Raw genomic sequence first — 22,302 nt, 5'->3', positions numbered from 1 at the left:
TAAGGCCGTTCGTTCTGACAGCCAATAAAAAAGCAGCTCGAAGCTGCTTTTTTATATTCCGAATCGGGTTATTGCTGACTTTCTGTGAGCTGATCAACCCGTTTGTAATCCACTTCATCATCCAACGTGCCTGGTGGATACAACTGCAAGACCCTCACCCGCTCGTACTGTTCGGCATATTCGCGGGTAATACGACTGAATTCGGCCTTGCGATCTTCAATATCGCGGTGCAGGTCTTCCAATGCCTTATCAACGTCGTGAATTTCTTTCTTGATGTCGTCCGGTATCGGGCGGCCGCCATCGCTGATGCGCTTGGCATCTGCCTCGGCCAATCGACGCTTTTCATCCAGCTCGTCCTGACGCCGTTGCAACAGGCCGATATAGGTATTGATTTCGTCGGTCTTGCGTTTACGCGCCCGCTCAACATCGCGCGGCCGCTCATACAGGCGTAATAACTTGCCGTCTTCTTCCTTTTGCAGGGCAACCCGTTCCTTGCGGGCTTCGGCGACCGCCTCTTTGGCTTTTTTGGCCGCCAGCTCCTCTGCTGTTGGAGCCGGAGGAACCCGTTCAATCAGCATTCCACTGGTATTCAGAACGTCATATCCCAACGCACTGTATTCCGCCGGAATGTAGTCCTTCATGATGACTTTGCCGTCTACCTTAAACCGGTACAGTTTGCCTGCTGCCAGACTGCTATTGGCCATTACAACAGACATCACACACACGCACAGCCAGACGACCGACTTCATCAGATAACTCCGTATTGCTCCCGGTAGGCTTCAATGGCTCCGGCGTAGGGTTTCAGCGCATCCTGCCCGGAAACAAAATCCAGAACCTGGTTCAGGTTCACAATACTGACCACCTTGATGCCGAAGTCACGTTCGACTTCCTGAATGGCGCTCAGTTCACCCTTGCCTTTTTCCTGACGGTCCAGTGCAATCAGTGCCGCTGCCGCCTGCGCACCCGGAGCCGCTTCAATTATCGCCATCACTTCGCGAATGGCGGTACCAGCAGTGATCACGTCATCAACAATGACGACACGGCCTTCCAGCGCAGCGCCTACCAGATTGCCACCTTCGCCGTGATCCTTGGCTTCCTTGCGGTTGAATACATATGGCACGTCCTTGTTGTATTCGTTGGCCAGCGCCACCGCCATGGTGGTTGCCAGTGGAATACCCTTGTAGGCCGGGCCAAAGATCACATCGTAATCAATACCGGAGTCTTCCAGTGCAGCAGCGTAAAAACGGCCCAATTTGGCCAGTGCCGAACCAGTCTTGAACATGCCGGCATTAAAGAAATAAGGGCTGGTACGGCCGGATTTGAGCGTAAATTCACCGAACTTCAGCACACCTTGCTGAATGGCAAACTCAATAAATTCTTGCTGATAGGCTTTCATAAATTATCCTGAACCAGTACAACTGGGGCAAACCCCGGGGAATAACGCGACGGAGCAGGAAACGGCTGCTGCCGTGGCCCGCAAGGCAGGGCCAAATGACGCGGATTTGCCGAAATCTGCCAACAAATGGCAGCTCTGCGAAGCCCGGATTACCTGCTCCTGAAATGATGCGCTATGATACACGCTTCACCAGCTGGGAACCACGTATGCGAGTTATCACTTTACAGGTCGATGGATTACAACAGGCGGTAGACAAGGGCCTGTACACATGGTTGACCATGGCAGATGCAGACGTTGTGGCAATCCAGAACCTGAAGGCAAAGGAATATCAGCTGTCTGACGACGTGGTATATCCAAAAGACTTCAACGCCTACTTTTTTGATGCCGAAGCCGATGAATATTCCGGCGTTGCGATTCTGACCCGCGATGTGCCCAAAGCCATTATGACCGGACTGGCGTTCCCCCAGTGCGACATGCAGGGCCGTTACATCCAGGCAGATTTCCCCCACGTCAGTGTTGGCTCAATCCTGTTTCCACCGGTCGATGCGTTTAACAGTCTGGAAGACAAGCTGGCCTTCCAGAAATCCTTCCTTGAGCATTTGCAGAAAAATCGCCGCAAACGGCGGGAATTTATCATTTGTGGCAACTTCGAAGCCGCCCACAAAACCATCGACCTGTCCGACTGGCAATCGAATCAGACCACGCCCGGCTTCCTGCCAGAAGAACGCGCATGGTTCGACCAGATTCTCGGTCCGGTTGGTTATGTAGATGCCTTCCGCGAAGCCAACTTTGGCGAAAACCAGTTTACCTGGTGGCCGGATGCTGAAAGTGCCCGTCGCAATCAGAATGGCTGGCGCAAGGATTACCAGATTTGCAGCCCGGGCATTCGCCAGTTTGTGGTTGATGCCAAGATCGACACCAATCTGCAGTTTGGCGATCACGCCGCCGTGATGGTCGAATACGAGTTCGACGAAGAATAAACAACAGCCTGACAGGTGTTCGTTCCAGCCGAACGCCTGTTACAAGACTGATAAAAAAGCCCGCCTTTGGAGTCATCCTCTGGCGGGCTTTTTGTTGGCAGATCCGGCTCAGCCTTTCAATGCTGCAATCTGCAACTCAGACAGGTCATTGATGCCCTTTTCAGCCAGTTCCAGCATCGCATTCAGCTCGGTACGCGAGAAGGTTTCACCTTCCGCAGTGCCCTGGATTTCGACAAAACCGCCGTTGGTATCCATGATCACATTCATATCGGTTTCGGCTTCAGAATCTTCCAGATAATCGAGATCCAGCACAGCTTCGCCCTTGTAAACACCGACCGAAACTGCCGCAATCATCTTCTTCAGTGGTTCACCCTTGACCTTGCCGTTGTCCTTCAGATACTGGATTGCATCCGCCAGCGCCACACAGGCACCGGTGATTGAAGCAGTACGGGTACCACCGTCAGCCTGGATCACATCACAGTCGATGGTGATGGAGTTTTCTCCCAGCGCCTTCAGATCCACAGCAGCACGCAGGCTGCGGCCAATCAGACGGGAAATTTCCACCGTACGACCCTGCTGTTTTCCCTTGGCTGCTTCGCGGATCATGCGCGAACCGGTTGAACGTGGCAGCATGCCGTATTCTGCTGTCACCCAGCCCTGGCCCTTGCCACGCAGGAATGGCGGCACCGAGGTATCAACGCTGGCGGTACAAATCACCTTGGTATCACCAAACTCAACCAGCACAGAGCCTTCCGCATGTTTGGTGTAGTTACGTGTGATACGAACTTCGCGGAGTTGATCGAGTGCGCGACCGCTGGGTCTCATAGGTATTCCTCATTCTGTGCTTTGGTTTTAGTGCGGCATTATAACGACATAGCCCTGCAAGGTGGCCACCGTTACAATGAATCCATTAACAGGACAGAAAACGGGGACTTCGATGGTCTATAGCATGACGGCGTTTGCCCGCCAACAGGCAGAAACTCCAGCCGGACAAGTGGTTTGGGAAATACGCTCGGTCAACCATCGCTACCTCGAACCCCACTTCCGCCTGCCCGACAGCTTCCGCGAGCTGGAGTCAGCGCTGCGCGAAACCATCAAACAGTACCTCAACCGCGGCAAGGTCGAATGCACCCTGCGCCTGCAAGGGGTCCAGCGGGATGCCGAACTGACCGTTAACCTTGGCATGCTCGACCAGCTGCAACATGCACTCAACGTCGCTGCCGAAAAGATGCCCGGAGCGGCTCCAGCCAACCTGCTGGAGGTGCTGAAATGGCCCGGCATTCTGGAAACCGAACAGCTTGATGCCAAAGCCGTGCAGCAAGCGACCCTGCAAGCCTTCAAGGATTGCCTGCAAGCCGTTAGTGACGTACGCGGCCGCGAAGGATCCAGCCTCGCTGAGTTGATCAACAACCGCCTCGACACCATGCGCGAACTGGTTGAACAGGCCGAAGTGCATATGCCGGAAGCCCTCACCGCTCAACGCCAGCACCTGCAAAACAAGCTGGCGGATATGCTGGATGGCCGCGACAACTCTCCAGCCAACAACGATCGTCTCGAACAGGAAATGGTGATCCTGGCCCAGAAGGCCGACGTCGCCGAAGAGATCGACCGGCTGCGCACGCACATCGCCGAGGTCAAGGCGATCCTCAAGCGCAAGGAGCCAATTGGTCGTCGCCTCGACTTTATGATGCAGGAACTTAACCGCGAAGCGAATACGCTGTCATCCAAGTCACTCACCAGTGTCCTCACCGCCATTGCAGTGGATCTGAAAGTGCTGATCGAACAGATGCGCGAGCAAGTGCAGAATATTGAGTAAAAAACTCAGATACTTGTCTATTATTTATTTTTTAGCCAACGTCTATAACTCTTGGGAAAGCAACAAAAATGAAAGAACTGATCTTACACATTGGTACAGGAAAAACAGGCTCAAGTTCCATTCAGCACACCCTGGATAGCTTATCTCTCAAGGATTGTAGTTTTCTATATGACATGTCCGGACAGACCGCCTTCTCTAATACTGAAGAACTTATTAAGAAAATCGATTCAGCCCCAAAGAATAAAATAATCTACTCTAATGAATGGCTATACAGAGCAAGCAAGAATATTGTAAAAGAACTCGCTGAAAAGTTGATGGATAATTATAAAATCCAGATCATCATTTATATTCGTCGACAGGATGAATTTGCGATTTCTGCATATCAACAAAAACTTAAAACCAAAAGCAAAAAATTCAAGTCTGGAGCCATTGCCCTTCCTGAAGAGGACTACCCAATCAGAGGCAATAATTACTTCACTCTAATCAACAAATGGGCAAATGCGTTTGGAAAAGAAAACATTAAAATAAGAATTTTTTCCAAATCAACCCTGAAAAATGGTTGTGTGGTTCAAGATTTTGCAGATATTACCGGGCTGCAAATCGCAGCGGAGCAAGTTATTCACAAAAATACAAGCATGGGACTTGAATCATTAAAAGTAGCGACATTAATGAATGAACTTGGATATTCAAAAGGTATTAGAAACAAGGTCTTATCGAGCATTAATGACACCGTAAAAATGCTCCCAGACAGAGCCAGTGCGAGAGAATTTTATAAGAAGTTTATTCCATCAAATAAACGACTTAAGCAAGAATTTAACATTGAAAGTGAAACACCTGCTATTTTTGATACTGACTTCTCCAGATACCCATTAGAAAGCCAGGATCAATGGACAGAAAAAACAGCAAATTCTGTAGTTTCATCATTACTAAAACTTGTCAAACAGCTGAATAAGGACAGCCTGAATTCAGCTGAAGTAGAAACATTAGAGAAAGCGACCTTGGCTATTGAGAGTTCAAACCCAAAGCTAGCTCAAGAATTGCGTGACATTCTCGACAGAATATCTGAGAAATAACAACTACCTATCCATGCTGCATTAATAACTAAATTTAATGCAGCTATTCCATCGCCGGAGATATTTTCATTGACAATCAAGAAACAGAACTCGCGACTGACCAATGATGATATCGCCACAATGAAGGACATCTTTCTTTTATTAGAGGAAAAACATCCAACTGCTGCTTATGACCTATTAAAAATAATACAGAAAAACAGACCTAACAGTCCATTAATTCAGACACGCCTTTCAATAGATTCATTACCTGATGCAGCCTCCAGGCATTACAACATCCATATAGGAATTCATAAAACAGCTACAACATTCTTGCAGCAGCAACTAGAAATCTCATTCAAAAATGACCTTGAAATAAAATACATACCTTTAAATCAACTCAGAAACTGGCGTAAGAAAAAAGGCTTTTATTTTATATTAGAACACCTTCAAGGGTACAAAAAATCCATAATTTCTGATGAAAACATCATCGGATCTGCTGCTATGATAAAATCTGGTCAGTTATATACAAAGGTTTTTTCACAAGTATCAAGATACATCAACTCAACAGGAAAAAATAACACTACTGTCTTTATATCATTACGATCATATCATGCGTTCCTTACATCAATATACTGTGAATACCTACGTCACAATCCATTTATAAGATTCTCAATTTATATTCAGAAAATCATACCAGACACCATATCCTGGTATGAAGTTTTTTCGCCATTAATATTTAAATACCCTGAAGTTGAATTTCAGATTTTCAACTTTGATAATTTCGAAAAAAACAAAACAACTCTTCTAAAAAACATATCATTCGGACAAGTCTCTGAATTCTCTCCTGACATCCCTGTATCCAGAGCAACCTTTTCTGAATACGAGATAGCACAATTATCCGGGGATAAAGAATTTATTGAGTCAGCCAGCCACTCCCGCTTTCAACCATTTAGTGAGCAGGAAATAGCTGATGGCAAAGCCAGATTCCAGCAAGATCTCGAGCGCTTTGCTGAGCTGCCCAACGTAACGCTTTTTTAGATCAACTCTAAAAATTGTTCTACAGCAGGAGACAACAGTACCTTCATATGACTATCCGGACGTAGTATCTCTGCATTACCCAACAACGGCAGCGTAACGCAGGCCTCTTCCACAACTTGTGCGGACATGGTGGTCAGAATCTCGCGCGTGGAATCAAGCGCATGATGAGCGCGGGGAGAGGTATTAATCAGCATGACAGGCTTTTGATAAAATGCCGGGCTGCTCACCAGCCAGTCGAGGGTGTTTTTCAGTACACCACTGATCCCGTGGGCATACTCAGGAGAGGCAATCACCAGACCGTCGGCGGCTTCGATTTGCTCCAGCAGTCGAATGACTACAGCAGGAAGATCTGTCTCCAGATCCGGGTTAAATAGCGGCAAAGCAGCAGGATCTGCCCATTCCAGCTGGAAATACTCGCCCGCCATGGCTTCGACAGCAGCCAGAGCAATGCGATTCAGCGACTGCTTACGCAGACTGCCACACAGAGCCAACAGCTGTTTACACTTCCTGTCCATCTTTCCTCCCTGAAGATGCGATTAAAAAGCCACCCCTTCATGATCAGGAATCAGATCATCCCGGATGGCCCTGTTTTATTGCCGATCCAACTCAGAACTTCAACTGCCAGGCCACTGCCAGCTGGTTCTGGAACATGGTGATGTCGGCTTCGCCGCCACCAAAGTTGGCCGGAATCGAGTTTTTGCCTTTGACGGTTTCTTCAAAGCCGTGGGTGTAGGCCAGTGATACTGAATTGCTGTCGTTGATATCCCAGCTGCCACCCAGGCTGGCGTGCTTCTGGATCACACCCGGCGCCAGAATGTTAAGGAACGTCTGACTGGTCGGAATCGGTTGATCGGCATAGCTGTAACCGGCACGCAGAGTCAGTGACGAAGTCAGCGCGTACTGCACACCCAGCTTGTAAACATTGATGTCGTTCCAGCCAAAACCAGCGCCCTCATCGGACCCCATTGGACTGGTCATGCTCAGCTCGTTGCCAACCGCAGCAACACTGCTGTATTCGATGTATTGCCAGTCGGCTGCCAGCGTCAGACCATCCAGCGCTTGCCAGGCCAAACCGGCACCATAGTTGGCTGGAATATCAAATCCGCCCTGTTCGGCAAACAGGCCGCTGTATTTTTCAAAAGCAGAGGTCTGGATGCGCGAGCTCCAGCTCAGACCCGCAGTCAGGCTGTCGGTCAGCTGGCCTTGCCAGCCCAGTTTCACACCCCAGCCAGTCGATACATCGGTGCCGTTGTTGGAAACCTTGCCTGGCTGTTGTGACATCCCGGCAAACGCCTGTACCCCCTTGGCTTCGAAAGTCTGACGAGTCCAGGTAGCGCCCAGACCAACACTGTTACGGTCGTTCAGTCGAATCGCCAGCGTACCGGTAACAAACAGTTGCTCCAGATTCACCCCCAGGCTGCCGCTGGAACCAAAGTTGGCGAACGGGTTGTTACCGTAATCCGTGTTCATACCACCGTTGCCGTACAGCGCCAGGCCAAAGGTGAAAACATCGGAGTACTTGTAGGCGTAACCCAGTTCCGGCATCCAGAAAGCTTCTGTGTCGTTACCGTCATAGCTGCCATCGATACCTAAGCCGTTACCCGTAATGGTGGATTTACGCTCTGGCTTGAAATAGGTCACGCCAAGATCCAGCTGCTGTTCGGACTGCAGTGCACTCAATGCAGCGGGGTTACTGGCGGCACTGAGACTGTCGTGTGCCATTGCATAGGTAACACCTGCCATTCCCTGGGCACGCACGCTGGTTCCGTGAGTAAAATAACCATTGGTTGCATGAGCGCTCAAGCTCGCTGCAGTCAGGGTAACAAGGCTGCCAATACGCAGAACGGACGACATTTCAAACTCCACTTCAAGGTCTGATTAGAACAGGAAGCGCAGTTTAAAAGTGCTTTATATAACTTAGAAGAATTATTTGGTCATACCTATATAACCAAATAGACAATTCGTTAAGAAAGCCATATAAGAGCCCAGTTATAAGCCAGCCATAAAAAACGGGGCTGTTTCGCCCCGTTTTTTATGGTTTTTAAAGCTGTAGATCAGGCAACCGCCAACGCCATACCGGCAAACGCAATCGCACCACCAGCCACACGCGCAGCGGTAGCAGCCAGCGCACCTTTACCAGCTTTGATGGCAGCAATACCCGCCAGATGCAGCACCAGAGTTGCACCCAGGAAGCCAGCCACATAGCTGACAGGGTGAGCAGACAGAGGCATTTCCGCACCGTGAGCCACGCCATGGAACATAGCCATGGCGGCTGTCAGCGCCACACACACCGTTGTATTAAACCGCGCCGCCATGGCGACCAGCACACCGGAAGCAATCACCGAGGCCAGAATACCGGCTTCAACAAAGGGAACGGCAACACCAGCCATGGCCAACAAACCGCCCAGCATCATGGTACCGATAAACGCCAACGGCAGTTGCCAGGTTGCCTTGCCACCCATTTGTGCTGCCCACAGGCCCACGGCGACCATGGCTAACAGGTGATCGAGACCTGTGAACGGGTGAGCAATACCTGCCATCAGGCCGGAGGTTTCATGGCCCGTGTGAGCCAGTGCCAGTGCAGGCATGGTGGCAGCGGCAACCGCTGCTGAGTATTTGATGAATTTCATAATTCGTCCTTTCAGGTAGTAATCCGGTTAACCCTTACAGTCTGCTTGCGAAACCCCGTTGCTGCAGCAACACCGCCAGGGTTTGCCCGCATAGTCTTTCTATACAACCGCTTGCGCAGGTGGAATCGGCTTCTGCTCCAGCATCCCTTCGGTGATGATGAAGTTGATGATGTCGTCCAGACCTTGCGCCTTTTTCAGGTTGGAGAACACAAACGGACGTTCGCCACGCATCTTTTTAGCATCACGATCCATCACTTCCAGCGACGCACCGACAATCGGCGCCAGGTCGGTCTTGTTGATGATCAGCAAGTCAGACTTGGTAATGCCCGGGCCACCCTTACGTGGAATCTTGTCACCGGCGGAAACGTCAATCACATAGATAGTAAGGTCAGACAGCTCAGGGCTGAAGGTCGCACTGAGGTTATCACCGCCACTCTCAACAAACACCACGTCCAGTTCGCCGTGACGTTTGCGCAGCTCATCAATCGCCGCCAGGTTCATAGAAGCATCTTCACGAATCGCCGTGTGCGGGCAGCCACCGGTTTCCACACCCAGAATACGATCGGCGCTGAGCGCTTCGTTACGGGTCAGGAATTCCGCGTCTTCCTTGGTGTAAATATCGTTGGTCACCACGGCAATATCGTAGTGGTCACGCAGCGCTGCACACAGGGAACGCAGCAGTGCCGTCTTGCCGGAACCAACCGGGCCACCAACACCAACGCGCAGGGTTTGTTTGGGTTTATTCATCTTGCTTTCCCCTCTGATAATTTGTTCTTCGTCGTCTGAGAGCGTTATAAACGCACCAGCTCTCAGCTGCGGAATAATCTTGTATACATGTGCTCATGTCTGCTGCTGGCAATCGCCAGCCCCGGCAAACCGGCACCAATGTCGTCGTCACTGATCTGCTCTGCCGCCTTGATGGCAACAGCCAGTTGCGGCTGCAATTCGACCAGTAACTGCTGCGCCTGGGTTTGTCCCAGCGGCACCAGCTTGGTGGCCGCGGCAATCTGGTTTTCCAGCCAGGACCATAAAAAGCCATTGGCGGCTGATGGATAATCAATGCCCCAGCGACTGGCGGCGACGCCAAACAGCACCACAAAGCTGACATCGTCGCTGGATTCGAACGGCTGTTGCAGCTGCAGACTGTTCATCAGCCGCACCAGCGCTTCGCCCATGGCAGTATCGGTCAGCCGCAACTCGCGGGTTTCCCGACAGGCCAACACCAGATTATTCAGCTCCCGCAAACGGGCGGTTTCTTCAGCACTGCCTGCGACTCCCGAACAGGCGTCCATTACCCGTTGCAGAATCGGCACGTCGGTCGACGACAGCCCCATATGCAGTTGTTCACGCACCCAGTCACTGACCTGCGGTGCCTTGCGAATCCAGCCGGTTTCAATGGCGTATTCGAGCCCATGGGAAAAGGCAAAACCGCCCACGGGTAATGAGACTGATGACAAGTGCATCAGTCGGACCAATTGCAGCCCGGAAGCTATCTGCGTTTCCGCCTGTGGCTCGATAGCCACGGTCTCAGTGCTCATGACTGTGCGAGTGGTGATGGCTGTGGTCATGATCGTGGCTATGCGAATGGCTATGGCCATGTGAGTCGCCATGGTCATGACCATGAGAGTGGCCGCCCAGTCCTTTAAAATAAGCACCGTTCTCGGGAACGAAGACTTCTTCTTTATGGCTGATGGTCAGCTCCAGCAGTTCCAGCATTTCTTCTAACACATGGTCAGGAGTGATACGCAGCCACTTGTCGCCCACCTGCAATTTCACATGGCGGTTGCCGAGGTGATAACAGGCGCGGGCAAAGGTATGCCAGTCGTCACAGGTGGCTTCGGTGACCGGTTCCGGTGCCCCTTCAACCTTGACGATCTTGCCGCAGTGGCTTTTCAGAAACTCGCCCACCAGCAAGGCCTTGCCACGTTCCAGAAACACCCGGACTTCTTCACCATCGGTACTGGTCAGCCGCAGGCGGCCACGATCACGTTGTTCGTGAGTCAGGCATACGGTTGCGTAGACCGGGCCAGCCGGGTCCCCTGCTTTTTCAGGAACCCCCAGGCGTTCATAAATTTCCAGCATGGATTTCTCCGGTTCAGTCGGCTCCCACGCAGGAGCGTGGGGGCCGATAAATGTCAAACCTCGTTCCCACGCTCCGCGAGGGAACATCGCGGATAAATCCGCTCCTACAGATGCAGAACAACCGCACAAGCACCAAATCAGAACAGGTTATACAGCTGAGCTAACGGCAGTTCAGTTGCCGGTTCACAGGTCAGCAGTTCACCGTCGGCACGCACTTCATAGGTTTGCGGATCAACCGTGATGGTTGGCTGCCAGTTGTTCAGCACCATGTCGTTCTTGCTGATATTGCGGGTGTTTTTACAGGCCACCAGCTGACGGTTGATACCCAGATTTTCCTTGATGCCGTTATCCAGGGCGGCCTGGCTGACGATGGTAAAGGCCGTCTGGGCGGTCGCCTTGCCGTGGGCTCCAAACATCGGCCGGTAGTGTACTGGCTGCGGTGTTGGAATCGAGGCGTTGGGGTCGCCCATTGGCGCCGCGGCAATCATGCCGCCCTTGATGATCATTGAAGGCTTGGTGGCAAAAAATGCCGGTTTCCACAGCACCAGGTCCGCCAGTTTGCCCGCTTCAATCGAACCGACTTCGTGGCTGATACCGTGGGCAATCGCCGGGTTGATGGTGTACTTGGCGATGTAGCGACGGGCCCGAAAGTTATCGCTACCCAGGGTTTCATCTTCCGGTAGCAGGCCAAACTGCACTTTCATTTTGTGGGCGGTTTGCCAGGTACGGGTCACCACTTCACCGACCCGGCCCATTGCCTGGGAGTCGGACGAAATCATCGAGAAGGCACCGCGGTCGTGGAAGATATCTTCCGCCGCGATGGTTTCCTTGCGGATGCGGGAATCAGCAAAAGCAACGTCTTCCGGGATCGAGCTGTCGAGGTGATGGCAAACCATCAGCATGTCGAGGTGCTCGTCCACCGTGTTGACCGTGTAAGGACGGGTCGGGTTGGTAGACGATGGCAGTACGTTCGGGTAGGCACAGGCACGGATAATATCCGGCGCGTGGCCACCACCGGCACCTTCGGTGTGGTAGGTGTGAATCACCCGATCCTTGAAAGCACCAATGGTGTCATCAACAAAGCCGGACTCATTCAGGGTATCGGTGTGAATCGCCACCTGCACATCGTACTTGTCGGCCACGGTCAGACAGCAATCGATCGCGGCTGGTGTGGTGCCCCAGTCTTCGTGCAGTTTGAGGCCACAGGCACCGGCTTGCAGCTGTTCTTCCAGCGCGTCAGCCAGGGAAGCGTTGCCCTTGCCCAGAAAGCCAAAGTTCATTGGCATATCGTCGGTGCTCTGGATCATCTTGCCGATGTACCAGGGGCCAGAAGTACAGGTGGTGGCATTGGTGCCGGTCGCCGGGCCGGTACCACCACCAATCATGGTGGTGACACCGCTCATCAGCGCTTCTTCGACCTGCTGTGGGCAGATAAAGTGAATGTGGGCATCGATGCCACCAGCGGTCAGGATCGAACCTTCACCGGCGATCACCTCGGTACCCGGGCCAACAATGATATCAACATTGGCCTGCACATCCGGGTTACCGGCCTTGCCGATCCGCACAATACGGCCTTCCTTGATACCGACGTCACCCTTGACGATGCCCCAGTGATCCAGGATCAGCGCGTTGGTAATCACCAGATCCATCGAACCTTCGCTGCCGTCGGCAGGGTAGTTCATAATCTGGCTCTGACCCATGCCATCACGGATCACCTTGCCGCCACCAAACTTCACTTCATCGCCATAGACGGTGAAATCTTTCTCGACCTGAATCCACAGATCGGTGTCACCCAGGCGCACCTTGTCGCCGACGGTTGGGCCGAACATCTGGGCGTAGGCGGTGCGATCCATTTTGGCAGTGACGGTGGCAGAATCGGCACCTGCAGCGGCAGGCAGAGCGCCCATCACATCGCCACGGAAACCGTAGATTTCACGCTTGCCAGCGAACTCCACCAGCTCAATTTCACGGCCCTGGCCCGGCTCAAAACGCACTGCCGTGCCAGAAGCGATATTGAGGTGGAAACCCAACGCCGCCTGGCGATCAAAACTCAGCGCCAGGTTGGTTTCAGCAAAGTGATAGTGCGAACCCACCTGGATCGGACGATCACCGGTGTTTTCCACACGCAATTTGAGAGTCTTGCGACCAGCGTTTAATTCAATCTCGCCGCTGGCGGCTTGTACTTCACCTGGAATAAACATCGGTGTCTCCCTGTGGTGTTTTGGGTCGGACGTCGGAGGTATGACGTCGGACGCTTTATTTTGATCGGACGTTCTGGTGTATTACGCGTGCCGCTAATACACCCTACGATTTCTGTCGGATGGCGTTCGCTGCGCTCATTTATCCGACCTACGAAGCCGTGAATCCGCTAAGCCGTAGGATAGGCCACGTCCATCAGGTGTTGGGCAAGGCCCAACCTACATAGCAGGCGATTTAACAAATCGGCTCGTGGACCGTGACCAGCTTGGTGCCATCGGGAAAAGTCGCTTCCACTTGCACTTCATGCACCAGCTCAGGTACGCCCGCCATCACCTGATCGGCGCTCAGCAGGGTTTTGCCATAACTCATCAGCTCCGCCACGGTTTTACCGTCTCGGGCACCTTCCATGATTTCCATGGTGATGTAGGCCACCGCTTCCGGGTAGTTGAGCTTGAGGCCACGGTTGAGGCGACGTTCCGCCAGCAGTGCTGCGGTAAAAATCAGCAGCTTGTCTTTTTCTCTTGGCAACAGTTCCATAGAGCCCTCGTTGTTATTTCTTTCCGGTTTTACCGGTGCCGCCACCACATAAAGCATGGTAACGAGTTAATTTGCATCTAATCGCTTCAGACGTCAGGTCGCCCAGATTCTCGGCGCACAGGCCTCTCTGGCCAGCAACAGCGGCCGGATCTGCGCCCAGCATTCACCAAACAGCTTGCGCGCCTGTTCCGAGCAACTGCCCAGATAACGCACAATCAGAAAATCGTGATTGAGAGTGACGCCAGCCAAAGCGTCCTTATCCTGTTCAATCCAGCGGTCACACAGCGCCCGAAGCGCGTCCAGCTGGGCTTCGGAAACCGCATCAGCGCCAAAGGGACCCGCCACCATGGTGCCACTGATCGGCCGTTGTTTGAGGCCACAACTGGCTTGCAACATGCCCTGCTTTGAGCCGTCTACGACCAGACGTTCCCGCAAGCATAGCCTGCCATCGCGCCAGATGTTGAGGCTTTGGCTCATGGCGCTGCCTTCATCAAAAGCCTTGCCCGCGGCGGGCAAACCCAGGCTGGTCACTTCCCAACCGATATAACGGGCGTTACCGTGAAGATTCACACGGGTTTCAAGACGGGTAACCGCACCGGGATAAATAATCGATTCCAGTGGCAGCCATTCCAGCGAGGCGTTGTCAGCGACGTTGAATTCAATGATCTGGCGTTGCAACGACTTGTCGGCGCGGGCCTTGTAGACCCGTCCGGCACCCGGCGTGGTAATCAGCGCGGCGGCATTGCTGCCAAGGTTGGCAGCAATTGCCAGGGTGTCGCCGGAAACCATGCCGCCCGGCGGATGCAACAAGTACAGGTGTGCCAGTTCGCGCCCTTCCGGATAGAAGGGCTTCTGGATGTAGAGCGGTCCCTGATGAGACTTGCTTTTGAGTACTGAGCCTCGTGCGGTGGCTTCAATGCCCAGCGTTAACGAGGCATCCCAGCGGGAAGGTGATGCTGCAGTCACCCCTTCCGGCGCGGCGGCGGTCGATGCCAGCGAGCCTGTGGGAAGATTCATTCATTAGCTCCGTGTTCTTACATGACCGTTCGGTCAGGAAATTGCCATATCATACCGCCAGATACTGACGAATCAGCTCGTCACTCAGATTGTCCATTTTGTCACTGGCGACAACCCGGCCCTTTTCCATCAGCCTGAATTCACGTCCGACCCGGCGAGCGAAGCCGAGTTTCTGTTCCACCAAGATAACCGTCAAGCCTTCTTCGGCATTGAGTTTGAGGATCACATCGCCAATTTGTTTGACGATATTGGGCTGAATACCTTCGTTGGGCTCGTCCAGAATCAGTACTTCCGGCTCGATCACCAGCGCCCGGCCAATCGCCAGTTGCTGCTGCTGACCACCCGAGAGGTCACCGCCACGACGATGCAGCATCTGCTTCAGCACCGGGAACAGCTCAAAGATTTTTGCCGGAATATCATGGGTTTCGTCTTTGACCTTAACCCCGGCCTCGCGCAATAACTTTAGCCGTTGCTTGCGAATCGGCAGGCCAATACGGAGGTTTTCTTCCACCGTCAGCATCGGGAAAATATCGCGTCCCTGGGGCACAAAACCAATGCCCGCCAGCGCTCGTGCTTCAGCAGTTTGTTTGTGCAGGGCGTTACCGTTGAGCAGGATTTCACCGCTGGAAATTGGCAGCAGCCCCATCAGGCACTTCAGCAAGGTGGTTTTGCCAACGCCGTTACGGCCCATGATGCAGGTACAGGAACCCTTTTCGATATTAAGATCCAGATTCCACAGAATCTGGGTGCCGCCGTACAGCTGGTCGACCTGGTTAATGGCAATCATGCTTCTTCTCCCAGATACACTTCGATCACGTCTTTGTTGTTCTGCACCTGATCCATGGAGCCTTCTGCCAGCACTGAACCCTGATGCAGCACAGTTACGGTGCGAGCGATGGAGCGAACAAACTCCATATCGTGCTCGACCACAATCACGGTACGTTCACCGGCCAGAGAGGTCAGCAGCTCGGCGGTGCGCTCGGTCTCCTGTGGCGTCATGCCCGCGACCGGCTCGTCCACCAGCAGCAAACGGGGATCAGCCATCAACAACATGCCAATTTCGAGCCACTGTTTCTGACCGTGCGACAAGGCACCCGCCAACATAAACCTCTGATCCTGCAGACCAATGATTTGCAGCACTTCGTCGATGCGCAGTAGCTCGGTTGGCGACAGCCGTGACAGCAGCGTGGCGATCACCCCCTTGTTGGATTTCAGCGCCAGTTCGAGGTTGTCGAATACCGTCTGGGCTTCGAACACGGTCGGCTTCTGGAACTTGCGACCGATGCCCAGCTGGGCGATTTCGTCCTCGCTGTGCTCCAGCAAGTTGATGTTGGAACCAAAATACACCGACCCGGTGTCTGGCCGGGTTTTGCCGGTAACCACGTCCATCAGCGTGGTTTTACCAGCACCGTTGGCGCCGATAAGGCAGCGCAGCTCACCGTCGTTGATATAGAGGTTGAGGTTGTTGAGCGCCTTGAAGCCATCGAAGCTGAGGTTGACCCCTTCGATGTACAACAGCACCTGCTTGGAAACATCGACGCTCTGTTGCTGTGGTGGTACCAGGAATGGCCACACCTGATCCGGGCGGAAAAATTCACGGGCCTGATCCGCGCGCTCGGTAATCATGTTCATGCGCCTGCTCCTTCGGTTTTAGCTGCGCTGGAGGATTTGCCAGTGCCAGCCGCCGCGGGTTTGCCCGCACCAAGCTGCTGTTTCAGCTGGCTGTAAAGGCCGATCAGGCCTTTTGGCAGATACAGGGTGACCAGCACAAACAGCGCTCCCAGCATAAACAGCCAGCCTTCTGGCAGAATCGCGGTAAAACGGGTCTTGGCATAGTTCACCAGCAGCGCGCCGACCACCGCGCCAATCAGGGTGCCACGACCACCAACAGCGACCCAGATCACCACTTCAATCGAGTTGATCGGAGAAAACTCACCGGGGTTGATAATGCCGACCTGTGGCACATACAGGGCACCGGCAATCGCTGCAATCACAGCGGAATAAACAAACAACCAGACCTTGTAGGTTTCAGTCTTGTAGCCGATAAAACGGGTGCGGGCTTCGCTGTCGCGGACTGCCAGAATCACCTTGCCCATGCGGGAGTTCATGATCCAGTGGCTGGTCAGCAGCGCCGCACAGAGGAATCCGGCCGTCAGCAGGAACAGCACAATGCGGGTGGTATCCGACTGCAGGTCAAAACCCAGAATGTCCTTGAAGTCGGTCAGGCCGTTGTTGCCACCAAACCCCATTTCGTTGCGGAAGAAAGCCAGCATCAGCGCATAGGTCAGCGCCTGGGTCATGATCGACAGATAAACACCGGTTACCCGCGAGCGGAACGCCAGGAAGCCAAACACATAGGCCAGCACGCCCGGCACCAGCAGTACCATGATCATGGCAACCCAGAACTGGTCCATACCAAGCCAGAACCACGGCAGCTCTTGCCAGTCGAGGAACACCATAAAGTCCGGCAGCAGCGGGTTACCATAAACACCGCGATCGCCGATCTGACGCATCAGGTACATGCCCATGGCGTACCCGCCAAGCGCAAAGAAAGCACCGTGCCCCAGGCTCAGAATGCCGCAGTAACCCCACACCACATCGACCGCCAGCGCCAACATGGCATAACACAGATATTTGCCCAGCAAGGTGATGGTGTAGGTGCTGACGTGCAGCGCCGAACCCTCCGGCGTCAGCAGATTCAGCGCCGACGCCAGCACGGTTACCACCAACAGGATGATCACAAACGGCATCACCCGGCCGCCGGGCTGACCCCGATCTTTAAAGACAGATTGCAGCATGCCTGAAGTACTCATTCAGCAGCCCTCCCTTTCTGGGGAAACAGTCCCTTCGGACGTTTCTGGATAAACAGGATGATGAACACCAGCACCAGAATGCTGGCCAGTACGGCACCGGTGACCGGCTCAAGGAACTTGTTGGCGATCCCCAGCGAAAAGGCGGCGACCAAAGTGCCCCAGAGATTACCGACGCCACCAAATACCACCACCATAAAGGAGTCGATGATGTAGCTCTGGCCCAGGTTGGGGCCGACGTTGGTCAGCTGGCTCAGTGCCACCCCGGCAATGCCGGCGATACCGGAACCCAGCCCGAAGGTCATGGCATCGACACGATCAGAACGCACGCCCATGGCACGGGCCATGGCGCGGTTTTGAGAGACCGCCCTGACATTCAGACCAAGATTGGTTTTCTTGAGGATGATCAGCAACGCAAAGAACACCAGCAGCGCAAACGCCAGGATGTACAACCGGTTCAGCGTCAGCGACCACACCGGGTTGATCTGCAGCGTGCCCGCCATCCAGTCCGGTGTTGAAACCGGTACGTTCTGGGGAGAAATCACGGTACGCACCAACTGTTGCAGGAACAGGCTGATACCAAAGGTCGCCAGCAGGGTTTCCAGTGGCCGACCGTGCAGGTGCCGAATCACCCCGCGTTCAATCGCTACCCCCACCAGACCGGAAACCACAAAGGCCGCCGGAATCGCAATCCAGATCGACAGGTCGATATGGTTCGGCATCAGCTGCTGGATCACATAAGTGGTGTAGGCACCCAGCATGATCATTTCGCCGTGGGCCATATTGATCACACCCATCACACCAAAGGTAATCGCCAGACCAATGGCCGCCAGCAGCAGCACAGAGCCCAGACTCAATCCGAAAAACAGCTGGTCGATAAACCCGTAGAACTCGACTTTTTCCTGAATTCGCTCCAGCGCCTTCGCTGCAGCGGCGCTGACCCTGGCACTGTAATCGGCGTGATCCGGCTCCATTTCTGCGTATTTGCGCAGCATGTTACGGGCTTCCGGTTGCAGGCTGCCTGCCAGACCTTCAACGGCATCGAGCTTCTCGATATCGGAACTGCCCTGATCGAGGGCGTACATTGCCAGCGCCAGATCCATCGCCTGCTGGACTTCCTCGACAGACTCGTTGGCACGTGCTTCACGAATCTGGCCAACGGTGTCGTTATCCAGCTCTGACAGCAGACTCAGCACCGCCTGCTCACGGCTGTGCGGATTGGCCGACGACAGCTGGATGCGGGCAATGGCGTTGCGCAAATAGCTGCGCAGGGTGTTGTTGACGCGAATCTTCTTCACATCCCGGCTGCCAAGGCCAGTCACCGCCGCTTTGGTGAGAATATCGGCGTAGGATTCTTCGCCAGCGGTGTCAGTCTTGCCGACCACCTGCGACGTGTCTTTCACGTAATAAAGGTCGCCATTCAGCATGGTGCGGAACAGCGGCAGCATCTCCTCACCGCCCTGTTGCTCCAGCGCTTCCAGCACCGGCACCGCCTGGGTGAGGGATTTTTCAGTCAACTCCTGCACCAGTTCCGGCACAGTACGGGTTGTGGCTGCAGGGCTTTCAAGCGCGTCGGTGAGGGTTTCTGAATAAGAAACTGCAGGCATCAGACAACCCATCAGCCAAAGACTGATGCAAAGTATCTGTTTCACGTTGTTCTCCGCTTCGGTTGGGACATCCCGCGGCAGCGCGGGTGAAGCTGTGGATAATTGGATGGTGGCCGTTATCGGCAAGGTCGGGCAAGGCCCGACCTGCTTGCGGTGTTAACCTGCTTGCTGGCAGGATGGGCCATGCCCATCAAATCCAGGGCATAGCGTCCTGCCGCACGGGCCTTACTGGGCAGCCATCGCACCGCCACAAGACTTGGTCTTGACGTTGTAGTTGCCGCACTTGATTGGCGCAGTCCAGTCAGAGATCAGGTCTTTCGAGCCTGGCAGGTAGTCAGACCAGGCATCACCCGGTACCACACCGTCGGTTTCCCAAACCACTTCAAACTGGCCATCATCCTGGATTTCACCGATCAGTACCGGCTTGCTCAGGTGGTGATTCTTGTTCATTACCGCAGTACCGCCAGTGAGGTTTTTCACTTTCTGGCCGATCATCGCCTGCTCAACCTTGTCGACGTCGGTGGTACCAGCCTGGGAGACCGCCTGGGTCCACATTTTGAAGCCAATGTAGGTCGCTTCCATCGGGTCGTTGGTTACCCGCTTGTCGTTCTTGATAAAGGTGTGCCAGGTGTCGATGAATTTTTCGTTTTCAGCGGTATCGACAGACTCGAAGTAGTTCCAGGCAGCCAGATGGCCAACCAGTGGCTTGGTGTCGATACCAGACAGCTCTTCTTCACCCACAGAGAACGCCACTACCGGAATGTCTTCGGAAGAGATGCCCTGGTTACCCAGTTCCTTGTAGAACGGTACGTTGGCGTCACCGTTGATGGTGGAAACCACTGCGGTTTTCTTGCCCTTGCTGCCGAATTTCTTGATGTCAGAAACAATCGACTGCCAGTCAGAATGACCAAACGGAGTGTAGTTAACCATGATGTCGGCTGGCTTCACGCCCTTGGCCTTCAGGTAGGCTTCGAGAATCTTGTTGGTGGTACGCGGATAAACGTAGTCAGTACCGGCCAGAACCCAGCGCTCAACGCCGAGGTCGTTCATCAGGTAATCAACCGCAGGAATGGCTTGCTGGTTAGGCGCTGCGCCGGTGTAGAAAACGTTTTTGGAGGATTCTTCGCCTTCATACTGCACCGGATAGAACATCAGACCATTGAGTTCTTCCAGTACCGGCAAGGCAGATTTACGGGAAACCGACGTCCAGCAACCGAAGATGACATCCACATCATCCTTGGTCAGCAGCTCGCGGGTTTTCTCGGCAAACAAAGGCCAGTTGGAAGCCGGGTCAACCACCACAGCTTCAAGCTTCTTGCCCAGCAAGCCGCCAGCCTTGTTCTGCTCGTCGATCATCATCAAAACAGTGTCTTTCAGGGTGGTCTCGGAAATTGCCATGGTGCCAGACAGGGAGTGCAATACACCCACCTTGATCGTGTCACCCGCAGCGGCGGTGAAGCTGATCATGGACGTGCCCAGCGCCAGTGTTACACCTGCAAACAGCTTGTTGAATTTCATGTCGAGTTCCTCTGCTCGGATTTTCTAGTGTGGATGCAGTGCATCCCTCCCCCGTTCTCGAAATCCATTATTGAAAAACCCGCGCGCGACCGATATTGGCCGATTAACGCAAGCAACTGCGCGTTTGCGCGTAGAGGGATACGTCATTTGACGTAGGTGGAGGGAGGTCGGGGTCTGAGGTCGTAGGAAGCGGTTTGCCGCCGATGGTAGATGCCAATCGCCTGGGCCATGCCCGGGTCAGTGAAGCTGCTTTAAGCCTGAGAGAGCTGACAAAGAAAGATGAACACCCTCGCTGTGCACCGCGGTTTTTTATGCCTGCTTATTCGAAAGCAATTCTGAATGGTTTGCCGAATACCACGCCATGAACGTGGTACGGCGTTCTTGCTATCAGAGATATTCGTTCGACAGCGAAAAAACGTTATCACTGAAAATCCCTTCAGCCTGAGACTTAACTTCAATCTGAAATAGTCGCAAAGCAATGATGTCATTTGCAGCATCAATGGCTTCGTCGGATTCTTCATCGTTGTTTTCTACAATGCTCAGCAGTTCCTTTTCTCTGGCAGCCAATGAGCGCCACAACATGTTGAAGGCCGCGCTATCAAAATTCAGTTGTAACTCTCGCATTTGGATCACCTCACACTTTTTTCTTGTAGAGTTTTTCGCAGTGTACGACGACACTTTCCAGGGCACCGATGTATCGCCCCAACGTCATATTACGAACCGGAGCCAACATATGGTGGCCATGAGATCCCCGCTTTACTAACTTCAGCTCAGGGAGCAAAGGCGTGCCCTGCTAATTTCCCAAACCCAGCCAGTCAACGGGAATGGCTCCAGACCAGCCTTGTTAAAAACACTCACGCCGTTACCATTTGCAATAACTGTTTTAACGCCGTTCACTTCAATAAGCTGGATTTCACCAGCGCGAAGTCTCCCAAGTCGAGGGGACTGTCAGTATTTCCAATACGATATAAATCATCCTTCGTTATAAGTTATAAATAGTTGCTCATCGCTCATCGACCAGTTCCTTTGAGTTATTTCGAGCGGGCAGATTAGGCAAGTCAGATCTTTTGAGTGGGCAACTCATCACATTTGATAGGCAGTATCTTGAGGGCGTTATCTAACTGAGATAATCATCATGAACTGTCTGTGACGGTTCACTGATTTACCAAGCCGTTGGCAGTGTGGCCTTCTTGATAGCATGGGACAACTGTTGAATCCGAGCTCCGCCATGCCCACTGTCAAAAACACTGCTCGCTGGAATATGGTGACGGTGGTCAACGCTATTCTGGCGGACAGCATGTGAATACCACCGATTCCGCCGTGCAGGCCACACACCTGCCGAGTGGTATTCAGGTAAGAGTGGAAACCGATCGCAGCCAAACCGTATACACGCGTGAACATGGCTTGCCTCCAGCCCCATCCGCCGCTACCATGCGCTCACTTTTCGACCACTATCCAGACGATAATGGTCCCAACCTTCAACTGCAGAGGAGATTTTATTATGTCGTTTTTCAACTCCCTTGCAGGCCTCGCCCACGGTTAATCCTGTTCCTGCTGTTTGCAGGAATATCTGACTGCCCGGGCTCAGTTTTCTGCGGCCTGCCAATTCGAATCTTTTTC

The 22,302-nt window shown here is 53.4% G+C and carries 22 protein-coding genes and 1 pseudogene; 5 read left to right on the top strand and 18 right to left on the bottom strand.

Annotation, left to right across the window (positions count from 1 at the left end; all coding sequences use genetic code 11):
- Window positions 1-68: 68 nt before the first annotated feature.
- Together K6123_RS02440 and pyrE are read right to left on the bottom strand one after the other, a co-directional pair.
- Window positions 69-749 (bottom strand): hypothetical protein, encoded by a 681-nt coding sequence (locus K6123_RS02440; RefSeq protein WP_221793744.1) that lies wholly within the window; start codon window positions 747-749, stop codon window positions 69-71.
- Entirely contained in the window at window positions 749-1,396 is a 648-nt protein-coding gene (gene pyrE, locus K6123_RS02435; protein WP_221793742.1) for an orotate phosphoribosyltransferase, read from the bottom strand. The genes K6123_RS02440 and pyrE overlap by 1 nt, the downstream gene beginning before the upstream one ends.
- Window positions 1,397-1,602: 206 nt before the next feature.
- Between pyrE and K6123_RS02430 the strand changes: the two genes are divergently transcribed.
- Window positions 1,603-2,376 (top strand): exodeoxyribonuclease III, encoded by a 774-nt coding sequence (locus tag K6123_RS02430; protein WP_221793740.1) that lies wholly within the window; start codon window positions 1,603-1,605, stop codon window positions 2,374-2,376.
- A 108-nt stretch (window positions 2,377-2,484) separates the two neighbouring features.
- Here K6123_RS02430 and rph read toward each other — a convergent pair whose 3' ends face one another.
- On the bottom strand, window positions 2,485-3,201 hold the full coding sequence (gene rph / locus K6123_RS02425; protein WP_221793738.1) for a ribonuclease PH: 717 nt from the start codon (window positions 3,199-3,201) through the stop codon (window positions 2,485-2,487).
- A gap of 76 nt (window positions 3,202-3,277) precedes the next feature.
- Between rph and K6123_RS02420 the strand changes: the two genes are divergently transcribed.
- From K6123_RS02420 to K6123_RS02410, 3 genes are all read left to right on the top strand, one after another.
- Window positions 3,278-4,192, top strand: coding sequence for a YicC/YloC family endoribonuclease (locus tag K6123_RS02420; RefSeq protein WP_246624566.1), 915 nt, complete (start codon window positions 3,278-3,280; stop codon window positions 4,190-4,192).
- Between the two features lie 68 nt (window positions 4,193-4,260).
- Window positions 4,261-5,265, top strand: coding sequence for a hypothetical protein (locus tag K6123_RS02415; RefSeq protein WP_221793736.1), 1,005 nt, complete (start codon window positions 4,261-4,263; stop codon window positions 5,263-5,265).
- A 69-nt stretch (window positions 5,266-5,334) separates the two neighbouring features.
- Window positions 5,335-6,282, top strand: a complete 948-nt coding sequence (locus K6123_RS02410; RefSeq protein ID WP_221793734.1) for a hypothetical protein — start codon at window positions 5,335-5,337, stop codon at window positions 6,280-6,282.
- On the opposite strand, the gene K6123_RS02405 is transcribed toward K6123_RS02410, so the two are convergent.
- The 15 genes from K6123_RS02405 to K6123_RS02335 all read right to left on the bottom strand — a co-directional run bounded on the left by K6123_RS02405 (window position 6,279) and on the right by K6123_RS02335 (window position 21,306).
- Window positions 6,279-6,797 (bottom strand): NADPH-dependent FMN reductase, encoded by a 519-nt coding sequence (locus K6123_RS02405; protein WP_221793731.1) that lies wholly within the window; start codon window positions 6,795-6,797, stop codon window positions 6,279-6,281. The genes K6123_RS02410 and K6123_RS02405 overlap by 4 nt on opposite strands.
- 91 nt (window positions 6,798-6,888) lie before the next feature.
- A complete protein-coding gene (locus tag K6123_RS02400) occupies window positions 6,889-8,136 on the bottom strand; it encodes an OmpP1/FadL family transporter (RefSeq protein WP_221793729.1) in 1,248 nt (415 codons plus the stop codon).
- Between the two features lie 200 nt (window positions 8,137-8,336).
- The gene (locus K6123_RS02395) at window positions 8,337-8,912 is read right to left on the bottom strand and encodes a HupE/UreJ family protein (protein WP_221793727.1); all 576 of its coding nucleotides are present in this window, start codon (window positions 8,910-8,912) and stop codon (window positions 8,337-8,339) included.
- Between the two features lie 99 nt (window positions 8,913-9,011).
- On the bottom strand, window positions 9,012-9,659 hold the full coding sequence (gene ureG / locus K6123_RS02390) for an urease accessory protein UreG (protein ID WP_221793725.1): 648 nt from the start codon (window positions 9,657-9,659) through the stop codon (window positions 9,012-9,014).
- Window positions 9,660-9,721: 62 nt separating this feature from the next.
- Window positions 9,722-10,510: an urease accessory protein UreF gene (locus K6123_RS02385; RefSeq protein ID WP_246624565.1), complete on the bottom strand. Its 789-nt coding sequence runs from the start codon at window positions 10,508-10,510 to the stop codon at window positions 9,722-9,724.
- Window positions 10,440-10,994: an urease accessory protein UreE gene (gene ureE / locus K6123_RS02380; protein WP_221793723.1), complete on the bottom strand. Its 555-nt coding sequence runs from the start codon at window positions 10,992-10,994 to the stop codon at window positions 10,440-10,442. The genes K6123_RS02385 and ureE overlap by 71 nt, the downstream gene beginning before the upstream one ends.
- A 137-nt stretch (window positions 10,995-11,131) precedes the next feature.
- Window positions 11,132-13,195, bottom strand: a complete 2,064-nt coding sequence (gene ureC / locus K6123_RS02375) for an urease subunit alpha (protein WP_221793721.1) — start codon at window positions 13,193-13,195, stop codon at window positions 11,132-11,134.
- A 232-nt stretch (window positions 13,196-13,427) separates the two neighbouring features.
- Window positions 13,428-13,730, bottom strand: coding sequence for an urease subunit gamma (ureA, locus tag K6123_RS02370; RefSeq protein WP_221793720.1), 303 nt, complete (start codon window positions 13,728-13,730; stop codon window positions 13,428-13,430).
- A 93-nt stretch (window positions 13,731-13,823) separates the two neighbouring features.
- On the bottom strand, window positions 13,824-14,747 hold the full coding sequence (locus K6123_RS02365; RefSeq protein ID WP_221793718.1) for an urease accessory protein UreD: 924 nt from the start codon (window positions 14,745-14,747) through the stop codon (window positions 13,824-13,826).
- Window positions 14,748-14,796: 49 nt separating this feature from the next.
- Window positions 14,797-15,534 carry an urea ABC transporter ATP-binding subunit UrtE gene (urtE, locus tag K6123_RS02360; protein ID WP_221793716.1) on the bottom strand — a complete coding sequence of 246 codons (738 nt, stop codon included), beginning with the start codon at window positions 15,532-15,534 and terminating at the stop codon, window positions 14,797-14,799.
- Window positions 15,531-16,379 carry an urea ABC transporter ATP-binding protein UrtD gene (urtD, locus tag K6123_RS02355; RefSeq protein ID WP_221793714.1) on the bottom strand — a complete coding sequence of 283 codons (849 nt, stop codon included), beginning with the start codon at window positions 16,377-16,379 and terminating at the stop codon, window positions 15,531-15,533. Before urtD ends, urtE begins: the two co-directional genes overlap by 4 nt.
- Complete coding sequence (gene urtC / locus K6123_RS02350; protein ID WP_425517695.1) at window positions 16,376-17,560, bottom strand: urea ABC transporter permease subunit UrtC; 1,185 nt, start codon at window positions 17,558-17,560, stop codon at window positions 16,376-16,378. Before urtC ends, urtD begins: the two co-directional genes overlap by 4 nt.
- Window positions 17,557-19,164, bottom strand: a complete 1,608-nt coding sequence (gene urtB, locus K6123_RS02345) for an urea ABC transporter permease subunit UrtB (protein WP_221793712.1) — start codon at window positions 19,162-19,164, stop codon at window positions 17,557-17,559. Before urtB ends, urtC begins: the two co-directional genes overlap by 4 nt.
- Before the next feature lie 225 nt (window positions 19,165-19,389).
- The gene (gene urtA / locus K6123_RS02340) at window positions 19,390-20,682 is read right to left on the bottom strand and encodes an urea ABC transporter substrate-binding protein (RefSeq protein WP_221793710.1); all 1,293 of its coding nucleotides are present in this window, start codon (window positions 20,680-20,682) and stop codon (window positions 19,390-19,392) included.
- Window positions 20,683-21,069: 387 nt separating this feature from the next.
- Window positions 21,070-21,306 carry a hypothetical protein gene (locus K6123_RS02335; RefSeq protein WP_221793708.1) on the bottom strand — a complete coding sequence of 79 codons (237 nt, stop codon included), beginning with the start codon at window positions 21,304-21,306 and terminating at the stop codon, window positions 21,070-21,072.
- A 660-nt stretch (window positions 21,307-21,966) separates the two neighbouring features.
- On the opposite strand from K6123_RS02335, the pseudogene K6123_RS02330 reads away from it, so the two are divergent.
- Window positions 21,967-22,062: pseudogene (locus tag K6123_RS02330) on the top strand (peptide chain release factor family protein); the annotation flags it as partial.
- Between the last annotated feature and the right edge of the window lie 240 nt (window positions 22,063-22,302).

Origin of the sequence: Oceanobacter mangrovi (assembly GCF_019740315.1) — a bacterium.
Lineage (GTDB): Bacteria > Pseudomonadota > Gammaproteobacteria > Pseudomonadales > Oceanobacteraceae > Oceanobacter > Oceanobacter mangrovi.
The sequence above is the reverse complement of the archived record's forward strand: the minus strand, read 5'-3'. Positions and strand labels throughout refer to the sequence as shown.